This is a genomic window from Desulfovibrio ferrophilus, assembly GCF_003966735.1.
In the GTDB taxonomy this organism is placed as follows: Bacteria; Desulfobacterota; Desulfovibrionia; order Desulfovibrionales; family Desulfovibrionaceae; genus Desulfovibrio_Q; species Desulfovibrio_Q ferrophilus.
Window position 1 is genome coordinate 1,520,078 of record NZ_AP017378.1, and the last position, 20,566, is coordinate 1,540,643.

General features: G+C 54.6%; 17 protein-coding genes. 7 read left to right on the top strand and 10 right to left on the bottom strand.

Translation table 11 applies throughout. The features are described from left to right. Window positions 1–19: 19 nt before the first annotated feature. Window positions 20–1,408, bottom strand: coding sequence for a carbamoyl-phosphate synthase large subunit family protein (locus EL361_RS07080; RefSeq protein ID WP_126377996.1), 1,389 nt, complete (start codon window positions 1,406–1,408; stop codon window positions 20–22). A 799-nt stretch (window positions 1,409–2,207) separates the two neighbouring features. Between EL361_RS07080 and EL361_RS07085 the strand changes: the two genes are divergently transcribed. The 4 genes from EL361_RS07085 to EL361_RS07100 all read left to right on the top strand — a co-directional run bounded on the left by EL361_RS07085 (window position 2,208) and on the right by EL361_RS07100 (window position 6,642). Then, window positions 2,208–3,188 carry a TAXI family TRAP transporter solute-binding subunit gene (locus EL361_RS07085; protein ID WP_126377998.1) on the top strand — a complete coding sequence of 327 codons (981 nt, stop codon included), beginning with the start codon at window positions 2,208–2,210 and terminating at the stop codon, window positions 3,186–3,188. Between the two features lie 158 nt (window positions 3,189–3,346). Then, window positions 3,347–5,518: a TRAP transporter permease gene (locus tag EL361_RS07090; protein WP_126378000.1), complete on the top strand. Its 2,172-nt coding sequence runs from the start codon at window positions 3,347–3,349 to the stop codon at window positions 5,516–5,518. Window positions 5,519–5,542: 24 nt separating this feature from the next. Then, window positions 5,543–5,950, top strand: coding sequence for a toprim domain-containing protein (locus EL361_RS07095; protein WP_126378002.1), 408 nt, complete (start codon window positions 5,543–5,545; stop codon window positions 5,948–5,950). Between the two features lie 194 nt (window positions 5,951–6,144). After that, window positions 6,145–6,642: an Lcl domain-containing protein gene (locus EL361_RS07100; protein WP_126378004.1), complete on the top strand. Its 498-nt coding sequence runs from the start codon at window positions 6,145–6,147 to the stop codon at window positions 6,640–6,642. Window positions 6,643–6,694: 52 nt separating this feature from the next. Here EL361_RS07100 and EL361_RS07105 read toward each other — a convergent pair whose 3' ends face one another. Further along, window positions 6,695–6,997 carry a hypothetical protein gene (locus EL361_RS07105; protein WP_126378006.1) on the bottom strand — a complete coding sequence of 101 codons (303 nt, stop codon included), beginning with the start codon at window positions 6,995–6,997 and terminating at the stop codon, window positions 6,695–6,697. A gap of 253 nt (window positions 6,998–7,250) precedes the next feature. Between EL361_RS07105 and mnmM the strand changes: the two genes are divergently transcribed. Both mnmM and EL361_RS07115 read left to right on the top strand, forming a co-directional pair. Beyond that, window positions 7,251–7,859, top strand: coding sequence for a tRNA 5-(aminomethyl)-2-thiouridylate-methyltransferase MnmM (mnmM, locus tag EL361_RS07110; protein ID WP_232034899.1), 609 nt, complete (start codon window positions 7,251–7,253; stop codon window positions 7,857–7,859). A 123-nt stretch (window positions 7,860–7,982) separates the two neighbouring features. Continuing rightward, entirely contained in the window at window positions 7,983–8,372 is a 390-nt protein-coding gene (locus EL361_RS07115) for a hypothetical protein (RefSeq protein ID WP_126378008.1), read from the top strand. 78 nt (window positions 8,373–8,450) lie between these two features. Here EL361_RS07115 and EL361_RS07120 read toward each other — a convergent pair whose 3' ends face one another. From EL361_RS07120 to EL361_RS07130, 3 genes are all read right to left on the bottom strand, one after another. Then, window positions 8,451–9,191, bottom strand: a complete 741-nt coding sequence (locus tag EL361_RS07120) for a class I SAM-dependent methyltransferase (RefSeq protein WP_126378011.1) — start codon at window positions 9,189–9,191, stop codon at window positions 8,451–8,453. A 228-nt stretch (window positions 9,192–9,419) separates the two neighbouring features. Continuing rightward, window positions 9,420–10,268 (bottom strand): GNAT family N-acetyltransferase, encoded by an 849-nt coding sequence (locus EL361_RS07125; protein WP_126378013.1) that lies wholly within the window; start codon window positions 10,266–10,268, stop codon window positions 9,420–9,422. A gap of 63 nt (window positions 10,269–10,331) precedes the next feature. Beyond that, the gene (locus EL361_RS07130) at window positions 10,332–10,934 is read right to left on the bottom strand and encodes a methyltransferase family protein (protein WP_172961664.1); all 603 of its coding nucleotides are present in this window, start codon (window positions 10,932–10,934) and stop codon (window positions 10,332–10,334) included. A 338-nt stretch (window positions 10,935–11,272) separates the two neighbouring features. Here EL361_RS07130 and EL361_RS07135 point away from each other — a divergent pair, with 338 nt between their 5' ends. Continuing rightward, a complete protein-coding gene (locus tag EL361_RS07135; RefSeq protein ID WP_126378017.1) occupies window positions 11,273–12,088 on the top strand; it encodes a hypothetical protein in 816 nt (271 codons plus the stop codon). Between the two features lie 112 nt (window positions 12,089–12,200). On the opposite strand, the gene EL361_RS07140 is transcribed toward EL361_RS07135, so the two are convergent. From EL361_RS07140 to EL361_RS07160, 5 genes are all read right to left on the bottom strand, one after another. After that, entirely contained in the window at window positions 12,201–12,947 is a 747-nt protein-coding gene (locus EL361_RS07140; RefSeq protein ID WP_126378019.1) for a Rossmann-like domain-containing protein, read from the bottom strand. Window positions 12,948–13,590: 643 nt separating this feature from the next. After that, complete coding sequence (locus EL361_RS07145; protein WP_172961665.1) at window positions 13,591–15,606, bottom strand: methyl-accepting chemotaxis protein; 2,016 nt, start codon at window positions 15,604–15,606, stop codon at window positions 13,591–13,593. A 171-nt stretch (window positions 15,607–15,777) separates the two neighbouring features. Continuing rightward, window positions 15,778–16,200, bottom strand: coding sequence for a response regulator (locus EL361_RS07150; RefSeq protein WP_126378023.1), 423 nt, complete (start codon window positions 16,198–16,200; stop codon window positions 15,778–15,780). Window positions 16,201–16,226: 26 nt separating this feature from the next. Then, complete coding sequence (locus EL361_RS07155) at window positions 16,227–17,900, bottom strand: sensor histidine kinase (protein ID WP_126378025.1); 1,674 nt, start codon at window positions 17,898–17,900, stop codon at window positions 16,227–16,229. Then, on the bottom strand, window positions 17,897–20,551 hold the full coding sequence (locus tag EL361_RS07160; protein ID WP_126378027.1) for a PEP/pyruvate-binding domain-containing protein: 2,655 nt from the start codon (window positions 20,549–20,551) through the stop codon (window positions 17,897–17,899). The genes EL361_RS07155 and EL361_RS07160 overlap by 4 nt, the downstream gene beginning before the upstream one ends. Between the last annotated feature and the right edge of the window lie 15 nt (window positions 20,552–20,566).

Sequence of the window (20,566 nt, forward strand, 5' to 3'; positions counted from 1 at the left end):
GTGAATCCCTCCTAATGTATTATGCATCCGCAATACAGGATGCGAGCTTCTTCTTACCTCGATTCAGAGCCATCTGCATACCTCGTCGCGATGAACTCACTGCCGCCACTCGTCCCATGAACGTTCCGGGCAACACATCAACATCGGCACCAACATGCTCCAAAACAACATGCCCTCCGGCACCGCCACTGGCGACTCTTTTGAAAAGATCGCGCTCCTTCAGGCGTTGTGGAAGTTCATCTCTAGTGCGAACACATTGCCCCTCGACCTTATAATTGAACGTCCCCCAATGAATGTCCAACTCAGCTGCACGATGCTGATCGGGGTAAACGGTGTTCCCGGGGAACCGGTTATCCAGCACAGCCCCAATCTCCAGCGCTGGCAGATTTGCCGCGCCTTCGGGCAACAGGTGCTCCATGGTACAGCAATATTCCATGGTCGTACCCTGTTTACGGGGGTTAACCTCGATGAAAAAAATATTACCTTTGGCATCCACGATATAGTCACAGCCAAAAATGCCTCGGAAACCAAGAGCACCGAGCTTGCGCCCTATGGCGGCAGTATACTCCGCCAGTTGTGTCTGGACGGCAGCGGACAATTGCGAAGGGTAGGTTGAACCTCTGAACTTGTTTCCATCCACGATGGTCATATCAGCCACGCCAGCAACAAAAACATCGTTCTCGTTCCCCACAACCCCCAGCACCGTGGGGTCCCAGACATGGGGCTTGTAGGCGCTGACCAGATATTTCCCGCCCGGGTCCGTAAACTTACACTCGGCGTCCTCGATTCTATGCACGACCTTGGAGGAGACTCCGCCAGCGCTGTAGTCGCAGGAGACGAAGACTCCATGCGGACTGCGCTTGGCAAAATCGGCACAGCACGAGAGCATATCGTCGCGGCCTCGGCAAATCCTGAAATCCACCACAGGGGCAATCTCTTTGAACGTTTCATACTGCCAGGTCTTGTCATTCAGTTGGTGAACCAAGGCGGGGTCCGGCCCCAGCAGGGTGACTCCATCCATCTCCTGAAGCAGAAACTCGGGGCGTGATTCGAACATCCAGACGTAGACCCCGTCCTGTCGTTCACGCAATAGTCGCACCAACGACTTCACATAACGGCTGGCAGAAACATGAGCGACAAAAGGCCCCACGCTCACCCGCTCAGCCTCGCCGCGCTGTGAGATCACGCGCGGGCGTTTGGCCCAGGGGTTGATCACCACCACATTATCATAAGGATATTGGCGCAAAATATCTGGACAGATGCCAATGGGTCTGACTGGTCGTCCAAGTCGGCGCTCAAGCCCCTGGCTGACAAATTCGCTCAGTCCAAAGGCCTTGATCTCACCAATATACAAAAAATAATCAACACCCGACTCCAGCCGGATATTTTCAAAACAGACGTGTTCCATAGGGCCTCTCTAGCTTTGTTCCAACCGTGATATGGACTGCCCGGTCGGAACGCAACCCCGACAGGACAGTGGGGTTGCCCCCCCGGTCCGGTTTTGGCCCAAAGACAAGTACCGGACGCCACTGCATTGGTATTTCACAGTTTTTCATCGATTATCTTCAAATTCAATTGGAGAACGCCCAAGAAGACCCCTTCCAAAGTGGCGTACGGGAGTGCCGATAATCAAATCATCGGCACCAATCAGCTTGAATCATGTATAAAAAAGGGCCAATATTTCAACCCTGCAGACCTCAAAAAATCGACAAATTGGCCGACAAAACGATGCGATCACGATCATTACAAGTTACATTATTCGTATTTCCTCTGCCAAATTTTCACCAAATTGTTCACGATCACACATCAAAATTCACTTCTCATCGCCATGAAAAATGAGTCAACCATCCGCGATCAAAATTTATGCAAGCGACTACACCGCTCTCTCAACACGAGCACTATCCATCCATACATACCACCGCATCCTCTTACATATCACCGAAAAACGTTCGGTAATTCCAACAAACAAGCAATCAAATATCGAGCCAAAGCACTGACGACTAATCCAAATTTATCAGAACAACATTGCTTTTTGGCAACAGATTTGCTAACCATTTTGCTTCAATAGGACGATTTCCACCCGTCATATCCTGCTGTAAACGAAGGATCGTACATGGGGAATCATCCCGGGGGCTTTCCTCGGGACTCTGTTTTAGGCCAGCCCATGGGGGGACGGCCAAAGTTTTTAACAAGGACAGGAGGCTAGAATGCGGAGAACTCTCTCTCTCGTAGCGGTCATGATCCTCGGCCTGGCTCTGTGCGGCTTCGCTCCGGCGCCCGCCCAGGCCAAGACCACTTTCGTGACCATCGGAACCGGCGGCATCACTGGTGTGTATTACCCCACTGGCGGCGCCATCGCCCGTATCGTCAACAAAAAGAAAGACCAGTACGGCATTCGCTGCACCGTTGAATCCACCGGTGGCTCCGTATTCAACGTGAACGCCGTCATGGCCGGCGACCTCGAGTTCGGCGTTGTCCAGTCCGACCGCCAGTACCAGGCCATCAATGGCATGGCTGAATGGGAAGGCAAAGCTCAGAAAAAACTGCGCGCCGTATTCTCCATCCACCCCGAGACCGTGACTCTGGTCGCTGCCGAAGATGCTGGCATCAAGAACATTGCCGACGTCAAAGGCAAAGTTATCAACATCGGTAACCCCGGTTCCGGCCAGCGCCAGAACTCCATCGATGCCCTCGAAGCCGCCGGTATCAATTTCGAAACGGACATCAAGGCTGAAGGTATCAAAGCCGCTGAAGCTCCTGGCCTGTTGCAGGACGGCCGTATTGACGCATTCTTCTACACCGTTGGTCATCCCAACGGCTCCATGAAAGAAGCCACTGCTGGCGCACGCAAGGTTCGCTTCGTGTCCATCACCGGCGCTGGCGTTGACAAGCTCATCAAGGCTAAGCCTTACTACGCCAAGGCTTTTGTTCCTATGAAGAACTACCCCGCTGCTGTGAACAAGGAAGACGTGGACACCTTTGGCGTGAAGGCCACCTTCGTGACCTCCGCCGACGTGCCTGACGAAGTTGTTTACGCCGTGACCAAGGAAGTTTTCGAGAACTTCGAAGACTTCAAGAAGCTGCACCCCGCGTACGCAGTGCTGACCAAGAAGGCCATGCTTGAAGGCCTGTCCGCACCGATTCACCCCGGTGCCATGAAGTATTACAAGGAAGCTGGCCTGATGTAGTTTCCTTTGCGGCCGGACCTTCGGGTTCGGCCGCATCATTTTTTTCGCATTTTTCAGGGGGCACACCCCATTTGAGCGCGATGCATGGGTATGGGTAGATGCACCGCCCACCAGTTTACATTCACAGGCTACACCACAATCCGGAGCGTCCAGATTCCATGGAAAAGGTAAAAAAACACTCCAAGGATAAGAAAGCATCCTACGAGGATAACGACATCAAGGGCGTCGAATACGCCAAGGAGTTGGCCGAGGCCGAACACGGTCTCCAAGGTGAAGCCGCAGGCATCACCGCCAACCTGACCATGCTGGTGGCCATTACATGGTCCCTGTTCCAACTTTCCATTGCCAGCTGGTTGCTTATCGACACCGTCTTCATCCGAGCCATTCACCTGGCCTTCGGCATGTTCCTCATCTTCCTGAACATTCCAATGTTCAAGTTCACCCCGACATGGAGGCCGGACCTAAGGTTCTTCCTGGCCATGCACCGGGTCACTATCCTTGACTACATCCTAGGAATTCTGGCGGTCATCACAGCACTCTACATTTTTATTGATTATGATGGCATTGCCACGCGTTATGGGCAGCCCACCACACGAGACATCGTGATGGGCCTGATGCTTGTCGTGCTGCTGCTGGAGGCCACACGCCGGGTTATTGGCCCCGCGTTGCCCCTGATTGCCCTCATGTTCGTCGGCTACAGTTTTGTCTCAGAGATGGATTTCATGCCCGAAGTCCTGCTGCAAAAGGCTGTATCCCTGAATCGTTTCGTGGGCCAGATCACCATGTCCACCGAAGGTATTTACGGTATCCCACTGGATGTTTCAGCGACCATTGTCTTCCTCTTCGTGCTGTTCGGCACGATGCTGGAAAAGGCAGGAGCAGGTAACTTTTTCATTCGCCTGGCCCTATGCCTGCTTGGCGGTTTCAAGGGTGGCCCGGCCAAAGCCGCCATCCTTGGTTCAGGCCTGACGGGTATGGTCTCCGGCTCATCCATCGCCAACATTGTGACCACCGGAACCTTTACCATCCCGCTGATGAAGAAAGTCGGCTACCCTGCGACCAAGGCCGGCGCCATCGAAGTGGCCGCCTCCACTGACGGCCAGTTGGCTCCGCCCATCATGGGTGCAGCGGCGTTCATTATTGCCGAATACGTCAACGTTCCCTACATCGAAGTGGTCAAGGCTGCTGCAATTCCAGCCTTTGTATCCTACGCCGCACTCCTCTACATCTCGCACATCGAAGCTTCCAAACTGGGCCTGGAAGGCATCCCCCGCAAGGAACTGCCCAAGTTCTTCCCCACGCTCATTTCCGGTCTGCATTTCATGCTGCCTCTGGGCATGTTGCTCTGGGAACTCATCGTGACCCGGCACAGCCCGGAACTGGCCGCCTTCCGCGCCATCATGGTGCTGGTGGTGATCATGCTGGTCCAGCATCCGATCCTCGCAATCAGTAAAGGCAAAAAGAACGGTGACACGAGAATCGACCTCAAGTCCTTAAAAGATCCGTTTATTCTGGGCTGCAAGGAACTGATCAACTCCCTGGCCGAAGGTGCTCGCAACATGGCCGGAGTAGCCATGGCAACAGCTGCAGCAGGCATCATTGTCGGTATCGTGGCTATGGGACTTGGCGGCCTGATCACTCAGGTCATTGACGTGCTCTCGGGCGGAAACATCTTCCTGATGCTTGCCATCACGGCATTTGCCAGCCTGCTGATCGGCATGGGCCTGCCCACTACGGCAACCTACATCGTCATGGCTTCGCTGACGGCTCCGGCCATTGTCAGCTTGGGCGGACTGCACAACTTCATCGTGCCGCTCATGGCCGCGCACCTGTTCTGCTTCTACTTCGGCATCCTGGCGGACGACACGCCACCTGTGGGGCTTGCGGCATACGCCGCAGCGGCCATCGCCGAGGCAGACCCGATACGAACAGGACTTCAGGGGTTCATGTACGATATTCGAACAGCCATCCTGCCGTTCATGTTCATCTTCAACACCGAACTGATCCTGCACGGCGTCAATAGCTGGGCACAGGGCCTGCTGATCTTCGGCATGGCCTGCATCGGCAACTTCGCCTTTGCCTCGGCCACGCAAGGCTGGTTCATCACGCGCAACAGGATATGGGAATTCCCACTGCTGCTCTGCGTGACATACATCATGATGCAGCCACAATACGTGGCTGAATTCATCGGACTGCCGCATGACCTGCGCTATCTGAGTTACCTTATCGGTCTCACTCTGTGGGGTCTGATCTGGCTGATGCAGCGCCCCCGTGCGGCTCAGGACAAACTCACCACGGCGCAAAACAAACTCGTGGCTCAATCCGCATAACCTGCTAGGACAAGGAGATACGCTATGGCAGTTCAGTCAGACGTGATTATCAAAACCGTCCTGCGGTGCGAAAAGTGCGGGGAGTCCTTCTCCGACTCCTTTGAGCAATGCCCCAAGTGCGGGAGCAGACGCTTTGAAGGATACACCGTGGTCAATCCCATATCCCGACTGCCCATGGAATCCATGCTGCGTTTTGTTGGGCACGCCATGTGGCTGATGGGCACTGCGATCTGCATTGCCTTTCTGTGGAATACCAACACGAATGATCTTACCCACAACTTGTGGATGATCGCGGCAGGATTCGGCGTTCTTGGGCTCTCGGTGGTCGCGGCCATCGCCCTCTTCGCCCTTGGAGAAATGCTCAAACGCATCATCCGCGTGCAACGGCGTGTTCGAGCCATGATGGATGAACACTCCAGCCAGGGCGGTTAAACCGCTCCGCAATACCAATATAGCCCGCCGCCAATAGGCGGCGGGCTATCACGACTCAATCATAAGACCCTCAGTTTTGGGTCCCGGTTCAAGAATCTACATCTGCTCTGCTCTGCCATCCCGCCCCCTGAACTCTTCTCCGGGATGGACCATAGAACCAGGACATCCGTGCACCCCAACCAAGGAGACGCGCGATGGCCATACAAATCACACGCATCCTCGCCATAGCATTCGCAGTCCTGCTGCTTGCCCACGCATCCCTGTCTGCTGGTGACCGTTTTACCGACAATGAAGACGGTACCATCAGCGACCATGAGCTTGGATTGATGTGGTCCAAAATCGATAATCAGGGGAATGTCACCTGGCAGGATGCCCAGCGCTGGGTCCGATTCACCTTTCCCACCACCATTCTGGCCCAGTATGACGATTGGCGCCTGCCAACCACCGAGGAACTGGCCAGCTTATATAACGACAGCAAATACTACGATGGCTACGAATCCGACTGCGGAGCAGAGGTCAAAATCGTCAGGCAATTCGATTTATCCTGCGCCTGGGTCTGGGCTGCGGAAGAGGCCCCTGTCACAGCAAGGCTCTATGACTTCCGCAAAGGGCAAACCTACATGGATCGCAAGGCCAAAAAACGTGGATACCGGGCACTGGCCGTGCGCCCACTCGGGCCAAACAAAAAGTAACCGCTTAGGCAAGATGCCATCGATAAATTCTTGTGCCTGCACATACGCAAGATCATGAGAACTCGATGGATATTGTTTCGTCATCATTTTCAATCAAATCATACTGACCTTTCGGGGTCACGGTCAGACCGCGGCAAACGCCACCTCTGATGATGGCTGAGGCAAGCCGTTGCCGTTCTGCGTCCTTACACTGGGTATTGAAATACAAATCCACAAATGCCCCCTGCCCCGTGAATTGAAACAAAAAAGCATTATGCCCCACAAAAACCAGATCATCGTAGGCATAACTCACTTCCTGTCCCAAATCCTCGAGGAGATCCTTTATCAACCCAAGAGGTCGTACCGGTGTATCCATTGTCTGTCTCCTTGAATGGTTTGATGACAGCGTTGGTATTACTCGAATCATGCCAAAATATGAGTTTCACCAAGACAACGCCCCTCCAAGCCCCATGATCATCCTAACATCCTAGAAAAACACACCATCTAAGAGCCAACAAAGCAGGATAGAACGTCGACTGAACCAACAGCAAGAGCCACCCGCCACAAAAACAGACATATTGGTAGGCCACGCCTCAAAACAACCTACAAAAGTGTTGGTCGTACTGCTCTTGCCCCCCGAGCATGATGCAAGCTACAACCTCGCCATGCTCATCAGCCACACCATCAGCTTCGTCAAAATCATCATGGAAAAGGTCATCCTGCCCGGTGACATCGTTGTTGATGCCACAACGGGCAATGGAATCGACACCCTTTTCCTGTCCCAATGCGTTGGCCCCGAAGGCCACGTATTCGGGTTCGATGTCCAGCAGCAGGCGCTGGACCAGACCCGCAAACGACTCAACATCAAGAATGCCCCCGACAATGTGACCCTGCTCCAGGTCGGGCATGAACTCATGGCACGAATGCTACCCGACGAATTCCATGGGCAGGTCATGGCTGTCATGTTCAACCTCGGCTACCTGCCCGGCAGCAATGAGAACATTGTCACCTGCGCTGCAACCACCTGTCCGGCCATTGATTCCGCACTATCCGTCATGAAGCCCGGCGGAGTCATCTCCATTGTCATGTATACGGGCCACCCAGGCGGTCAGAAAGAAGCAGTCGCCGTGGACAAACATTGCGCCACGCTGTCACCCAACCTAGCGCGGGTCAGGCGCTGCACCATGCACAATCACCCCGCTGCTCAGACCCATCTGCTGCTCATCGAAAGACGCTGAGCGTCCTCACTCCTCTCCAAACCTCCCATGTTTAAGACATGTTAAGCGGCACAGCCTGTGCATTCAAAGCTGTTCAACGGCGTATATCCTTTTCATGTCGGGAGGGGACAGAGGAGGAAAAGCATGAGAGTTACAGGTGGTTACGGGATGAATCAGTCAATGGACATCCCCATGACCGAGGAGCAAAAGACCACTGCAGAGGAAATTCTTGCCAAGTATGACCCGGAAAATATGACCCGGGATGACATGTTGGCCATGCGAAAGGAATTTCACGAAGCCGGAATTCCGCGCTCAAGAGAGCTGCAGCAAATGTTGCAGGAGAGCGGATTCAAAGGCCCACGCAAGGAAAACGAAAACGCATTGCAGGCTCAGGGCAACCAGTTCGGCACCAAAAGGGGAGCCCTCTGGCAATTGTACCAGCAGTTCCAATCCGGTGAACTCAACGAAGAGGAATTCATCGAGCAGATCAAGAACACACCCATCACCGGGCAATTGGTCAACTTTCTTTCTTAACCTGCTTCACGGCGCGCATGAAAAAGCCCGGAAGGATTATTATCCTTCCGGGCTTTTCGTCTGGCGTTGGCAGGTAAACTAATTCTTGCGGGCGGACATGATCACATCCTTGCCAAGCAACAGCTCGGTGGAGGTGATGGCCTCGTAGATCTCTCGATTATAGGCCACGAATTCCGGCTTGTCCTTGCGGTGTTCCTGAGCCTTTTTCTTGTACTGAAACAGGAAATACCACGTCAGCAGGCGCACAACGGGAATCAGCGGCGCGGTTAGCCAGGCTCCGGGGCGAATGTCACTGGAACGACCGACCACCTGAGACATGCCGCTGTCGCGCAGTAGGTAGTCCATCTCATGGTAGGAGATCAGATTGACATGGGCCTCGCCAAAGAACACGCCCGGATTGATGGGCGATTTCAGACCGTTATAAAAGCCCGTAAACAGATGGTACAGGCGCGATGGCAGCGAAAGTTTATTTGGGAAGGTCAGAATCAGAGTTCCACCGGGGCGCAGGCAACGGGCGAATTCCTTGAGCAAGGGCAGATTGCAGGCGATGTGCTCGATCACCTCGCGGCAGATGATGACGTCGAAGCTGGCGTCTTCATAGGGCAGTCCGGCTTCCAGATTGACAATGTCCTCTGGGATATCGAACTGGAGGGAACCAGGCTTGAAATTGGAGACCCGGACCCTGTGCTCGGCGTCTTGCAGTTCGATGGCCAACTCGCCACGCCCGGCGCTGCTCTCGAAGATGTCCAACCCCGTATTGGCGGGGAGCATGGACTTGATGATGGAATCCTTTGCTACGTCTCGTCTGTGCTTGGCCACGGTTGCTCCTTTTGGGCTCCTGGCACCAGCACGGACAAACGGCGGCACCAACGATGCGCTTCATTACCTTAGTCACCGTCGATACTCAACCATCAATCAGGAAGAAGCTGTGCCCATAATCGGATGACTTAGGCAGCCATGAACGGCCCAAAAGGCTAGTCTACTCACTCCGAATCAGTCTTCGCGCCCTGTCGCGCCCCCTGTCCCCGCACACAAGAACGGACACGATCAACCCAGCTCAAAAGATGTCACCCCGAAGATACGATCTACCGGGATGTCCGGAACCTGCCCCGCATACATTCTGGCTGTCTCAAACACCACCGACATGTCATGGCCCTGTGCCAGTGAAACAGCCTGCGAGTTCACCTCCGGCACATCCAGATACAGAGGGACTTCAGCGCTATAGCCCGATCGCAACGCCTGAAACAGAACTTCGGCATAGTCATCATTATCGGCAAACAACGGGCCTATCTTGTAGCCGGACCGGCATTGTCGAATCACGCCGTATCCCGCCAACCTGCCCTCAGCCAGTATTCCGAAAGCCTTGGCCCGAGGTTGGCTAAGCCATGCCCGCAGAAACTGCGCCCGGTCATCAGGGAAAAACTGCCGATCATACGCCACCGCACTTTCCAGAGACTGACCAGAGATATCCACGAGCCCGGAATGCTCGGGGGCAACGCCTCCGCATCTGCCCTCGTAACGAACATTGCGGTAAGCCGGTTCAAAGCCTGATTTCCTGTAGTTACCCTGCTGCGCCACAACACCATCAAGACCTACAACCCGTCCGGCAAGGGCCTGCATGGCGGCGTCCCAGAGCCGAAGGCCATACCCCTTCCCCCGATATTCCGACTGAACGATATAGAACCCCACAAACCCAAAAGTCTTTCCGTATTTCACGGCGGAAATCGTGGCGATGGGTTCACCATCCAAAAGCCCCACAAGAAATCCCTGCGGATCGGCCTTGAAGAACAGTCCGGCATCATCCAGCCCGGGATTCCAACCCTCCTGCGCGGCCCACTGAACGGCCAGGGGAACCTCGTCCGCACGCATGGTCCTGACGGTGTAGTTGTCCTGCATTTCACTCTCCTCTCCTGACGATCCAATTCCCGGCGCACGGTCCTTTTCCCCAACGGACAATCGCTATGGTTCACGTCTGTCCCGGCGCGGAAAAATCGCTCCAGTACGGCGATAATAGTTCACATAGACATCCCCATGGCGCAGAACAAGATCGCGTTCTTCGGCCTGAACCATCATGACCCAGACAGGCAAATAGACAAAAGAGAACACAAACAGAAAAGGCGAGTGCAGGACGAGAGCCAGCCCCCACCAGAAGAAGACCTCGTAGAACTGCGGATGGCGTATCCATCGATAAATACCACCGAACAAGCTCTGATCCTTTTGCGGTGTCATGGTCTCCCGTCCAGCTGCTCTGGCCCCTGCCATCATAATGCCCCCCGCCGGCACCATGATCAGCAGAGCCAAGACCAGGGAAACCCACCAGGGCCAGGGGAAGTCCTCGGGCAGAGGCACGGGCAATGGAAAAATACGATAGAGTGCAAAGCACACGACGCTGAGCCCCATGGGGATCACAACCAACCATCGTAACCGCCCGCATCGTTTGTACGTTTCGGATTCGCCAGTCAACCGTTCTCTGGCTGCCGGGGAGACACTCTGCTCATAAAGATAAAGAATCGCCACAGCGCTACCCAACAGCACCGCAAAATTGATCCAGGCAATGACCATGCCTCCTCCTTTTTGCCGAGTGATATTCAAAATTATTAGGTTCAGCATACTGGAACCGGAAATCAAGGCCAAGCGTGGCCGTCCAACTCGGCCCACCCAAACGCACAGAGGCCCGAGGATTTCTCCTCGGGCCTCTTAGGGCCAGAGCGTAAAACATGAAACCTGAGGATTGGCATCAACAATCCAATTTCATTTGAATTACTCGGGTTAAAAGAGACTCGACAAAGCGATTCCAAGACAATATTGAACCGCTTGGCCAAACTGACAACCGCAAAACGCGGCGCAACTTCTTTACGCCTTCAGCAGACAGCTTTCATTGCAAGGACATGACTCAAGCCATGAAGACCAAAATCGCTGCCAGACTCGTACTCGTACTCATCTGCCTGATGAACCTTGCTTTCCCGTGTCAGGCCAAAGAGCTCTTCCCGCCCAGTGAATTCAAGCTGGCCTACGAGACCATGTACATGTTCTATGACGAGCCAAACGTCATGCACGAAGAAGGGTTTCTGAACGGTCTGTCCGGTTCGTGGACCGGCGACTTTACGGACAATCACCTCATGGCTTCGGTGGAGCTCGGGGCCGTCGGTGGTTCAATGGATTATGTCGGCCACTACTCGAACGGCACCTCATTGCGCTGCTCAACCAACGACACCCTGCTGACCGCACGGGCCATCGTAGGCAAGGGGTTCGACTTCCGCGGGACCGGAGTCACGCCATTTGTGGGCCTGAGTGCCCGCCACTGGTATGACAAAATCAAGGTCCAGGGTGGTTACGAACGCTTCATCACCCAGTTGCATCTGACTGCTGGAGTGAACGTCATTTCACGGCCCTGGGAGAACTGGTCCTTGGGTGGCTCATTGGAAGGCAATCTCCTGCTCATGGGTGGAGTGGAGTCCAAGCTTTCCCAAGCTGGCCCCGGTTACGAAGATGCCTTCAACAGGCAACGATTTGGCAACGGAGGCGGGGCCCGCCTGTCCATCTTCGCTGAATACGACTTCGGTGATTATTCCCTGGGTGCCGAGCCGTATTTCCGGTATTGGCACTTTGCCGACTCCAAGAAGGATCGCATTTCCTTCGGTGGAGTGAAGGGGAGGGTCATGGAGCCGGAAAACGATTTCTATATCAGTGGACTGAAGCTCTACATCAAATTCTAATAACATCTTTGTCGTTTCCAAATCGAGAAACAACAAGGCCCGAGGATAAACTTGGGCCATGGAAAGGTAGTATTCTACCAAAAGAGATGTCCGCCTCGAGAACTCGCCGTCGTTAGCTACTCATGGGGCAGAACCGAGGCCAGCCCATCAACTCCGCAGCAGCGGCAATGGTGGTGCCATAAAAGAGTACATCGGCACCATTTTTGGCCTTGCCTGAAAGATCAATGAAATCATCGATGCTGCCATTGGCCAGGGTTGTACCTGTGATCATCAACAAATCAGCCCAGGCCAGGGCCTCCGCCGCAGTATCCGGGCCTTCCACCAGCACACCGCGTTTGATTTGCCCCACGTTGTCGGGGTCCAGATCAAGCACCCGCAGCTTGAAATGCGCATTAACGGCCTCGATCATGGCTGGCTGAAACCCCACCAGCGTAATGCGAGGCTCTCCATATTCTCCACGCAAATATCCCGGCAAAGCCAGGGAGCATTCGTGTGGCCCCTGATCCCGGCAATGTACGGTATTTCCAGCTCGGCCCAGGCTGCACATGGCAGCATTGAAGGCTGCAACAAACACAGCCCGATTGAAATTGGAATCAAAAGGCAATTGTGCGATCTCTCCCAACGTGGCGGAATGGGCACCGAAATCATCGGTAAAAGCCTGCCCGCGCGCATCCCCGAATCCGGCCTCCATTAGCCGCTCCTTGCCCTGCTGAATGGGAAAATCATCACCCTCTGGGTTTCCAATGGCTTCCTTGACATTCAAGGGACCGGTGAACACTCGGACGCTCCGGTCCAGCATGTTCTCCTGCTTCCACACCTTGACGGCCCGTTCCCGGACTTCATTGAGAATCTGATTCATATCAATACCACACGCGGCTTTACCGTAGACTAACGTTTCAACGGGAAAAAGGCTCTCAACACGAGCACACCAATAAGGCCCGACAGGACCTCAGCAACAGTTTCAACTCCCGCGGCGCAGACATGTATTCCCGTCTTTTCACAACAACCCGACGAACTCTGCCAAACACCGAAACAGACAAAAATCACATCCCAGTGACTAAAACACGCACATCCAGATTCAGCCGCAGTCCACGCCTTGTAATCAAAAGACAAACGACGGAATAGATTACACCTTAGGAGCCCCACTCCTTGACCACAACCAAGTCACGCCAACATCTATAAGCGTGACCGTGCCGTCAGGACAGAGGCAGATGGCCACAAGGACGGCATTGAATTTTAGATGGAACCGCCACCACAAACGCTCTCATTCCCCAACAAAAGGAGCCCATGCCCCCTTCTTTCTGAAGCCCCTGCACACTAAAGGCCCGGGGACGAATCCCCGGGCCTGTGTGAACATCGCCAGTCGAAAGTGTGGGTTGGTTTCGCAGAGCCCAAAGAGGCTCAAATAAGTGCTCCCCCGCACAATGGGGAGCCCATACCCGTCACACCGAACCACCCGACAGGAGCCAGCCAGGCAGTTGGGGGTGACCACTTCCCTGGCGTTATTGTCTTATGGCTTCGACAGGTTCTCCCATCAGGTCCACATGCATGTCCTCCGAACGCAAGGTGCCGATGATGCCCTGCAACTGCTGAGACATCGAAGCCAGCTTTGTGGTCGAGTCGTTGGAGACATCCACAATCTTGGCAAACTCACCGGCAATGGTCGCCACTTCGTTTACCACAGCACTGATTTCATTGGAGGCCTGGGATTGTTCCTCGGAAGCAGAAGCGATGCCCTGCACCAGCGAGGCAGCAGCTTCCGTACTATCCAGAATATCCATCAATGCCTGCCCTGCTTCGCGAACAGTGGCATTGGCTGCGGCAACATCCTTGCTGGTCTTGTCAACACTGGCCATATTCCTGCGCGTCGCCTTCTGGATGGTACTGACCTTGGTTTCCACTTCCTTGGTGGCATTCATGGTCTTCTCAGCCAGCTTGCGCACCTCATCAGCCACAACGGCGAAGCCCTTGCCCGCTTCTCCTGCCCGAGCGGCTTCAATGGCTGCGTTCAAGGCAAGCAGATTGGTCTGATCGGCAATCTCGTTGATGACTTCCATCACCTGCCCGATGGACTCGGCTTCGGTGTTCAGTTCATTCATATCCCGCAACAGCAAGGCCGTGGCTTCAGCCACCTCTGACATGACCGTTTCCGTACCACCGACGACCTGCCTGCCGTGCTCAGCCTTGGCCCTGGAATGCTCCGTGGTTCCGGCTGCTTCCAGAGCATTTCTGGAAACCTCAAGCACCGTCGCATTCATCTGATCCATGGCCGTAGCCATTTCAGTCATCCGATCCCGCTGCACCTGTGCGCCCTTACTGATCTGCTCCGATTGGCATGAGAGTGACATTGCGGCATTCGAGAGATCGCCGACAATATCCTCCGCTTCCATCGAGGACGACTCCATCAATTCCACAAGGCCTTGCGAATGCTCGGTCTGTTTGTCTGCACGGATTCTGGCCTGTTCCGCAGCCTTGGCCTGTGCTCTGGCCTCCGCTTGCTTTTCCTCGGCCTGGGCAATGAAATCCTTGAGGCTCGTGACCATTGCCGTAACATCGTTGGTCAAATCCAGGAACTCGGCTGAGAAGTCACCATCCGGCTGCTCCTCAAGATTTCCTGAAGCCACAGCCTGAGTATAACTACTCAATGCTTCCAGCTGCTTCGAAATGCTGACCACAAGCATGAGGATAAGGAGGATAATACCCACTGCCATGGTCCCCTCGACGCCATAGACGCAATACTTGACGATGGTGGCCGTACGCTTTGCACCTTGAGCGAAGTGTTCTTCAACGGAGACAAAGAATGGTTCAAGAGCGGAGGCGTGCTCTTGCAGTTTTGCCATCAAGCCTGTCATTGTCTCAATGCTTTCGCGGTATTGGCGGAAAGACACAGTATAAGCCTCCAGGGCGACGAGAAGATCCTGGCGGGTCGCTGGCGGAAAAGCAGCCTGCTGGATTTGCTGTTCCAGTCTTTCGCGCTCGACCATGGTCTTGTTCCAGTACTTTTCAGTAACCCGGATCATGTAGTTCTTTTCCTGCCTGCGAAGCTGCAACAGGCGGATGGTAAATCCGTCTTCATCCGTGGCATCCTTGAAGACAGCCTCCAGATGACGGGCAGCATCGACAAAAACCTTTCGCAGGCCCTGGGTTTCGTCATAGCCGATGTGCTGCTGCAGGTTCACGACATCGGTAAACGTGCTGCGGTAGGCGGAAAGCAGCGACTGGGCCTGTTCGAAATTGACATTCGTATCCGAAGCCAAATCGCGGATGGCGGCTACATCCTCACCAGCGCGCACAATATCTTCACCCACACGGATCGCGGCCTCCTTGTCCTTGAGCAGGAGGTAGCTTTTCTCCCAACTCCGCGCCTGAAGGATCAGCGTGTTGCTTTCAGCGGCCAGCGCAAGGGCATGGTCGGCCCTCTCCAGAGTCCTGTCGCCATACCAACGTGCAGCAAAAACGGCAGTAAAACCGAAGAATGCCACAAAAAGGACGGTGAGTAGTTTTGCTTTGACTGTCATTGTCATCTCCTTACAAATGAGGCGCGACCATCAAAAAATCATCATGATGTCAGGTAGGTACAACTCACGCTGCCTATGCCTAACGCCGGTGCACAAACCGCACTCTGGGGCAATTGGCCGCAGGGCATTCTCACGACAGAGTCCACCCTGCCCCGGCATACGTTGTCGCAATCAGTCCATGTCCGACTTCATGTTTCTTGAGGCCGAGCGTTTATTACGTTGTCTTTTCTTTTCTCCTGCCAGCTTGACCTTACGCAGCATCTCACTCACGGAGGCCGGCTTGAGCAGGTAATCAAATGCGCCAAGTTCCATCATGCTGAGCGCCCCTGAAACGGAGGCATGGCCCGTGAGCACCACAACTTCGGCATCGATGCCAGTGCTGCGCATGCTCCTCAGGGTTCCTTCGCCGCTGAGCCCCGGCATTTTCATATCCAACAGGATCACGTCGAATTCATATTCCTTCACAAGGTTCAGGGCTTGTTCCCCGTCCTCGGCACCTTCTGCTTCCAGACCACAATCATTGAGAATTCGAACAATGTTCTCGCGGAAACGATCTTCGTCATCTACCACCAACACTCGAATACTCTTATTCATGGATACCTCCCGACCGACTCTGCGGTTCACAATGCCTCGTCTGTTTCAGCGGCTGGCAGAGTAATGGTGAATTCCGAGCCCTGCCCAAGCTTGCTGGCCACAGTTACCTCGCCACCCAACCGCTGTATGGTCGAATATATGATTGAAAGTCCCAGCCCGGTGCCTTCGCCCACCGCCTTCGTCGTGAAGAAGGGGTCAAAGACCTTGGGCAAATTTTCCTCGGATATCCCCACCCCTGTGTCCTGAACGCTCAAGGCAACGGCCTTGCCCATGCGATAGGTGTGCAGGGTAAGAACTCCATCCTGAGTCATGGCGTCGATGGCGTTCTCCATGAGATTCAAGATCACCTGCTGCACCTGGTTGGCATCCGTGGTCACGCCGGGAAGGGCTTCATCGAGATTGAAAACGATCTCGATGCCGCGGTGCAACGCCTCACTTTCAAGAAAAGCAAAGGTCTGCCTGGTCAGCGCATTGATATCCACGTTCTCCTGAAGAGGTTCCATGCGCCGGGCAAAGCCAAGCATTCGATGTGTAACCTTGCCAGCCCGCTCCACATGGCGATCAATGTCATCCACAGCTTGGGCCAGTTCCTCGACAATCTTCGATTCACCCAGTTCGCCGTCACTGATGACGTCACGCATCCATCCGGCACTTTCGCGGATGATCGTCAGAGGATTGTTGATTTCGTGCGCCACGCCAGCAGCGAGCTTGCCCAACGAGGCCATCTTGCTGGACTGCACCACAGAGGCATCCAGCAAGGCTTTTTCCTTTTCGGCCTGCATGAGCTTCGTGATGACTGATCCGGTGCTCAGGTATGACCCACCCAGAATGGTGAGCACACCCAGTCCCAACAGCCCAAGTGTTATGGATTGCGTCTTGATGAGTGGAGACATCTCTTCGGTCGGTGATTCGGCAACGACCAGTCGCCACCCCGTCGCGGGTACATTCGTCACCCCCGCGATCATGATATCCCGACCATCCATCCACTCCATGAAATTAACACCCTGCCCGGGATCGACCACGGGAACAGACACGGAGGCCACGGACAGAACATTCTCTGCAAACCGTGACGGAGTTTGAAGAATCTGACCACTATTGACTAAAAAGGCATCGCCCTTTCGCCCCACCTGAACACTTCGCACCAGCGACGTGAACACGTCCGAATCAATGGTCGCCCGCAAGATCCATGAGCGCTCTCCTTCCTGACGGCGCACTGCGATGATGAAATGCGGAAAATTGCGGAACCCCATAAACACATCGCTGATGAAGACCCCCTTGAGCATGACCTCGTGGAACCACGCTTCGTGCGAATAATTCACGTCATGCAGGGGATAAGGACCAGCATACGCAACATGCCGCCCGGTATTGTCCACAATGCCCAGGTCGATGAACGAGCCTGAATTGGATTGAATAATCTCAAAGATACGAGCCAGTTTTGAATGATTACTGATGCTTTCCAGACTATGCGAATAAGCCATGTTCTTGAGTTGACTGACGCGCTCCTCAAGGAACATCTCAATGGCATCGCGCTTGTTTTCAACCATCAATTTGAGATTACAAGTGATCTTGTCCTGATAGGTGGAACTGAATTGGGAGTGGATGAATTGCCCGAGAGCCACCAGCGGAATGAGCGCAAAGCACAGGGTTATCCCCATGAGCTTGAGCCGCAGAATGGCATACTTGCGGTTGAGCTTGATCATTGCACACCATCCGAATCTTCCCGCCCAGAACGGACTCCGAGAGGCTCGGAGTCCGCTGGGGTGGGGAAACAGCCCATGGGGGTACAGGCTGTTTCGAGTAGTGAGGAGATATCTTCCAGCAGCTTATGTTCATGCTGCTTTGCCGCATTGGGATCAGACATGGCCATGTCCAACTGACGCGTATGAACAATGACATGCCCAAGGATCATCATTCCCCGCAGCACACTTGCCGCCGGAATATTCTCCATTCGGGCAAAAACCGCATCATCCTTGGCTGTTGCCGTGAATCCCTTGCGGGCCAGCACATTGCTGATCATCGACGCCCGCAACTTCCGCCGCTTGGAATCGGCTCCGCCCCCCATGAGCTGGAGATAGACATAATTCTCGTCAGTAAACGGCCCGGCGTGGCCCTCCACGGTGCTGAAGTGGAATCCGAAACGGGACTGCAGGTTGCAATAGTCGCTGCCGACCATGAAGTAATTGCGCTGCCCCATGGCATTCGATGCACCGGCTTCAAGGGCCGGATTTGCCGTAGCCTCCATGACGACCGACAAAAAGCCTTGGGCATCCGGGGGCGGTGGCCCCTGCCACGGCATGGCGTGCATACCCTGCCACAGGGCGAGCATGGGTTCGGATCTGATATCATCAATGGACACGGCCTTAGTCGTCTGCCCGGCAATCCCTCCACCAAGATCCAGCATCCAATACTGTGTGGGGACGTCGGTGCATAATCTTCGGGCTGACCCCGCCGGAATATCCACAGGGTTGTTGAACATCTCGTCCACACCCTTTTCATGACAAAATCGCGTGATATCATGCAGTGTTGAACAATTTTCAGGCACAAAATCGGGACTCTTTGCGTTGGTCAGTTTGAGAGGGATGATCTGTTCCGTCACCTCTCGCAGGCACTGCATGACCGGACTGTTCTCCATGAGGATCGGCTTGGGTTTCCGATTCAGGAAAAGCTCCTGACGAACACCGCAATAGATGGAACAGGAATCCGCATCCACGGTAATCTCCGCCGCGGCTTCGCCCTGTTCACTCAGGACTTCGATGATGTTCTCAATGCCAAAAATTGCCGGCACTCCGAATTCTCGTGCCACATTCGCCAGATGCCCTGCGATGCTCCCATGCCCGGCCACAATCGCCTCAACCCGGTCCAATGCCGAAGCCCATGCAGGATGTGCCTGATCCGTCACCATGACGGCGCCACGAGGCATGCTCAGCAAATCGGCATCACAGTTAACGATATGCACCGGCCCTGCAGCGATGCCGGAGCTGGCCGTTGTGCCGCATTGAAGCAGGACCTCGCCACCGACACCGCGCAAAGAAATATCATTTTTAGTCAGTATTTCCAGAGGTCTGCTCTGTAAAATGCACAGCTGGCCTTCAGCATCAAGAGCCCATTCAACGTCCTGCGGACAGCCGAAATGCTGCTCAATGCACCGCCCCATGTTGGCTAGTTCCAATGCCTGCCCGGAATTCAGAGACGGTTCCAGGCAGTCCCTACCCTCAAGACGCACTCGACAGGTGCCCTGATTCGCATCACTTCGCCGAATCCATTCCTTATGCCCGATGGTGACGCTCGAAATCTTCAGGGGGTTGCTGTTGACGCACCAGACATCAGGGTCACAGGCCCCATCCACGATGGAGACGGGCAACCCGGGCACAGCATGAATCTGAATGACATTTATCTCTCGCCCCAAAGGATCAGCCGTATACATCACACCGCCAGCCTGAGACTCGATCATTTCCATACAGGCAACGCACATGACCGTGTCGTCATCCCTGAGCCCACGGTTGCGTCGATACGTCATGGCCGTCACCGAATAGGCACTGGCGACCACCTCGCGAAAGGCATCAAACAGTTCTTCGGGGTGAACATTGAGTACTGAACTGTACTGCCCGGCAAAAGACACACCGAGCATGTCCTCGTCCATTGCGCTGCTGCGGACGGCAAAACGGACATCGGGAGGTGTCCGCTCAAGAAAGGAGGCCGCCAATTGCTCCAATTCCTGTGGGATGGGAGCTGAAAAAATCAGATCGGAAATTCGAAATGAGAGGGTATACAGCCCCTTCAAGGTGTCGGAGGGCATGACCATGCACAGTCTCTCGATTTCCTCACGCAGTCCCGTTCCCAGGAACAAGCGGTAGGCATCAGCGGTAAAGACAAACCCCGACGGGATCTTCAGTCCCAATCGCGCCTGAATTTCGGCCAGGCTTGCGGTTTTTGATCCGCAAAGATCGGGGCGCCCCGCCACATCCTCCAAGGCCAGAACCAACGGCCCGGCACTGCCGTCCTTCTTCTGAGTATGAATAATCGAATCCATGGACAAGGCGATGCTACGAAGCGAAGGCCTGAGTCCGTCGTACTTGTCGGGAGACATGGCACAAAGAGCCTCGACCATACGACCAACCGCAGCAACGGCACTGACGCATTCGGACCGGACATAATTCATATCCATGGGGCGCAACCCGGCAAGGGCGTCCCCCATATCCGACATGGCGTCCAGTGCGGCATGATTTGCAGCCAGAAGCTGGCGAAAGCGTTCGCACTTGTCGAGAAAGAGATTCATCTGCCTTCTATCCTTCTCGGCGATTGCTTCGCGCCTTCTGGTGATCATTTTTCTAACAGCATCAATGATAGCCATGCTGTTTCTCCTTAC

What these genes read in the sequence shown, in the direction of transcription:
- EL361_RS07080 (WP_126377996.1), bottom strand. Translation starts at nt 1,408, where the DNA reads ATGGAACACGTCTGTTTTGAAAATATCCGGCTGGAGTCGGGTGTTGAT.
- EL361_RS07085 (WP_126377998.1), top strand. Translation starts at nt 2,208, where the DNA reads ATGCGGAGAACTCTCTCTCTCGTAGCGGTCATGATCCTCGGCCTGGCT.
- EL361_RS07090 (WP_126378000.1), top strand. Translation starts at nt 3,347, where the DNA reads ATGGAAAAGGTAAAAAAACACTCCAAGGATAAGAAAGCATCCTACGAG.
- EL361_RS07095 (WP_126378002.1), top strand. Translation starts at nt 5,543, where the DNA reads ATGGCAGTTCAGTCAGACGTGATTATCAAAACCGTCCTGCGGTGCGAA.
- EL361_RS07100 (WP_126378004.1), top strand. Translation starts at nt 6,145, where the DNA reads ATGGCCATACAAATCACACGCATCCTCGCCATAGCATTCGCAGTCCTG.
- EL361_RS07105 (WP_126378006.1), bottom strand. Translation starts at nt 6,997, where the DNA reads ATGGATACACCGGTACGACCTCTTGGGTTGATAAAGGATCTCCTCGAG.
- EL361_RS07115 (WP_126378008.1), top strand. Translation starts at nt 7,983, where the DNA reads ATGAGAGTTACAGGTGGTTACGGGATGAATCAGTCAATGGACATCCCC.
- EL361_RS07125 (WP_126378013.1), bottom strand. Translation starts at nt 10,268, where the DNA reads ATGCAGGACAACTACACCGTCAGGACCATGCGTGCGGACGAGGTTCCC.
- EL361_RS07130 (WP_172961664.1), bottom strand. Translation starts at nt 10,934, where the DNA reads ATGGTCATTGCCTGGATCAATTTTGCGGTGCTGTTGGGTAGCGCTGTG.
- EL361_RS07135 (WP_126378017.1), top strand. Translation starts at nt 11,273, where the DNA reads ATGAAGACCAAAATCGCTGCCAGACTCGTACTCGTACTCATCTGCCTG.
- EL361_RS07140 (WP_126378019.1), bottom strand. Translation starts at nt 12,947, where the DNA reads ATGAATCAGATTCTCAATGAAGTCCGGGAACGGGCCGTCAAGGTGTGG.
- EL361_RS07145 (WP_172961665.1), bottom strand. Translation starts at nt 15,606, where the DNA reads ATGACAGTCAAAGCAAAACTACTCACCGTCCTTTTTGTGGCATTCTTC.
- EL361_RS07150 (WP_126378023.1), bottom strand. Translation starts at nt 16,200, where the DNA reads ATGAATAAGAGTATTCGAGTGTTGGTGGTAGATGACGAAGATCGTTTC.
- EL361_RS07155 (WP_126378025.1), bottom strand. Translation starts at nt 17,900, where the DNA reads ATGATCAAGCTCAACCGCAAGTATGCCATTCTGCGGCTCAAGCTCATG.
- EL361_RS07160 (WP_126378027.1), bottom strand. Translation starts at nt 20,551, where the DNA reads ATGGCTATCATTGATGCTGTTAGAAAAATGATCACCAGAAGGCGCGAA.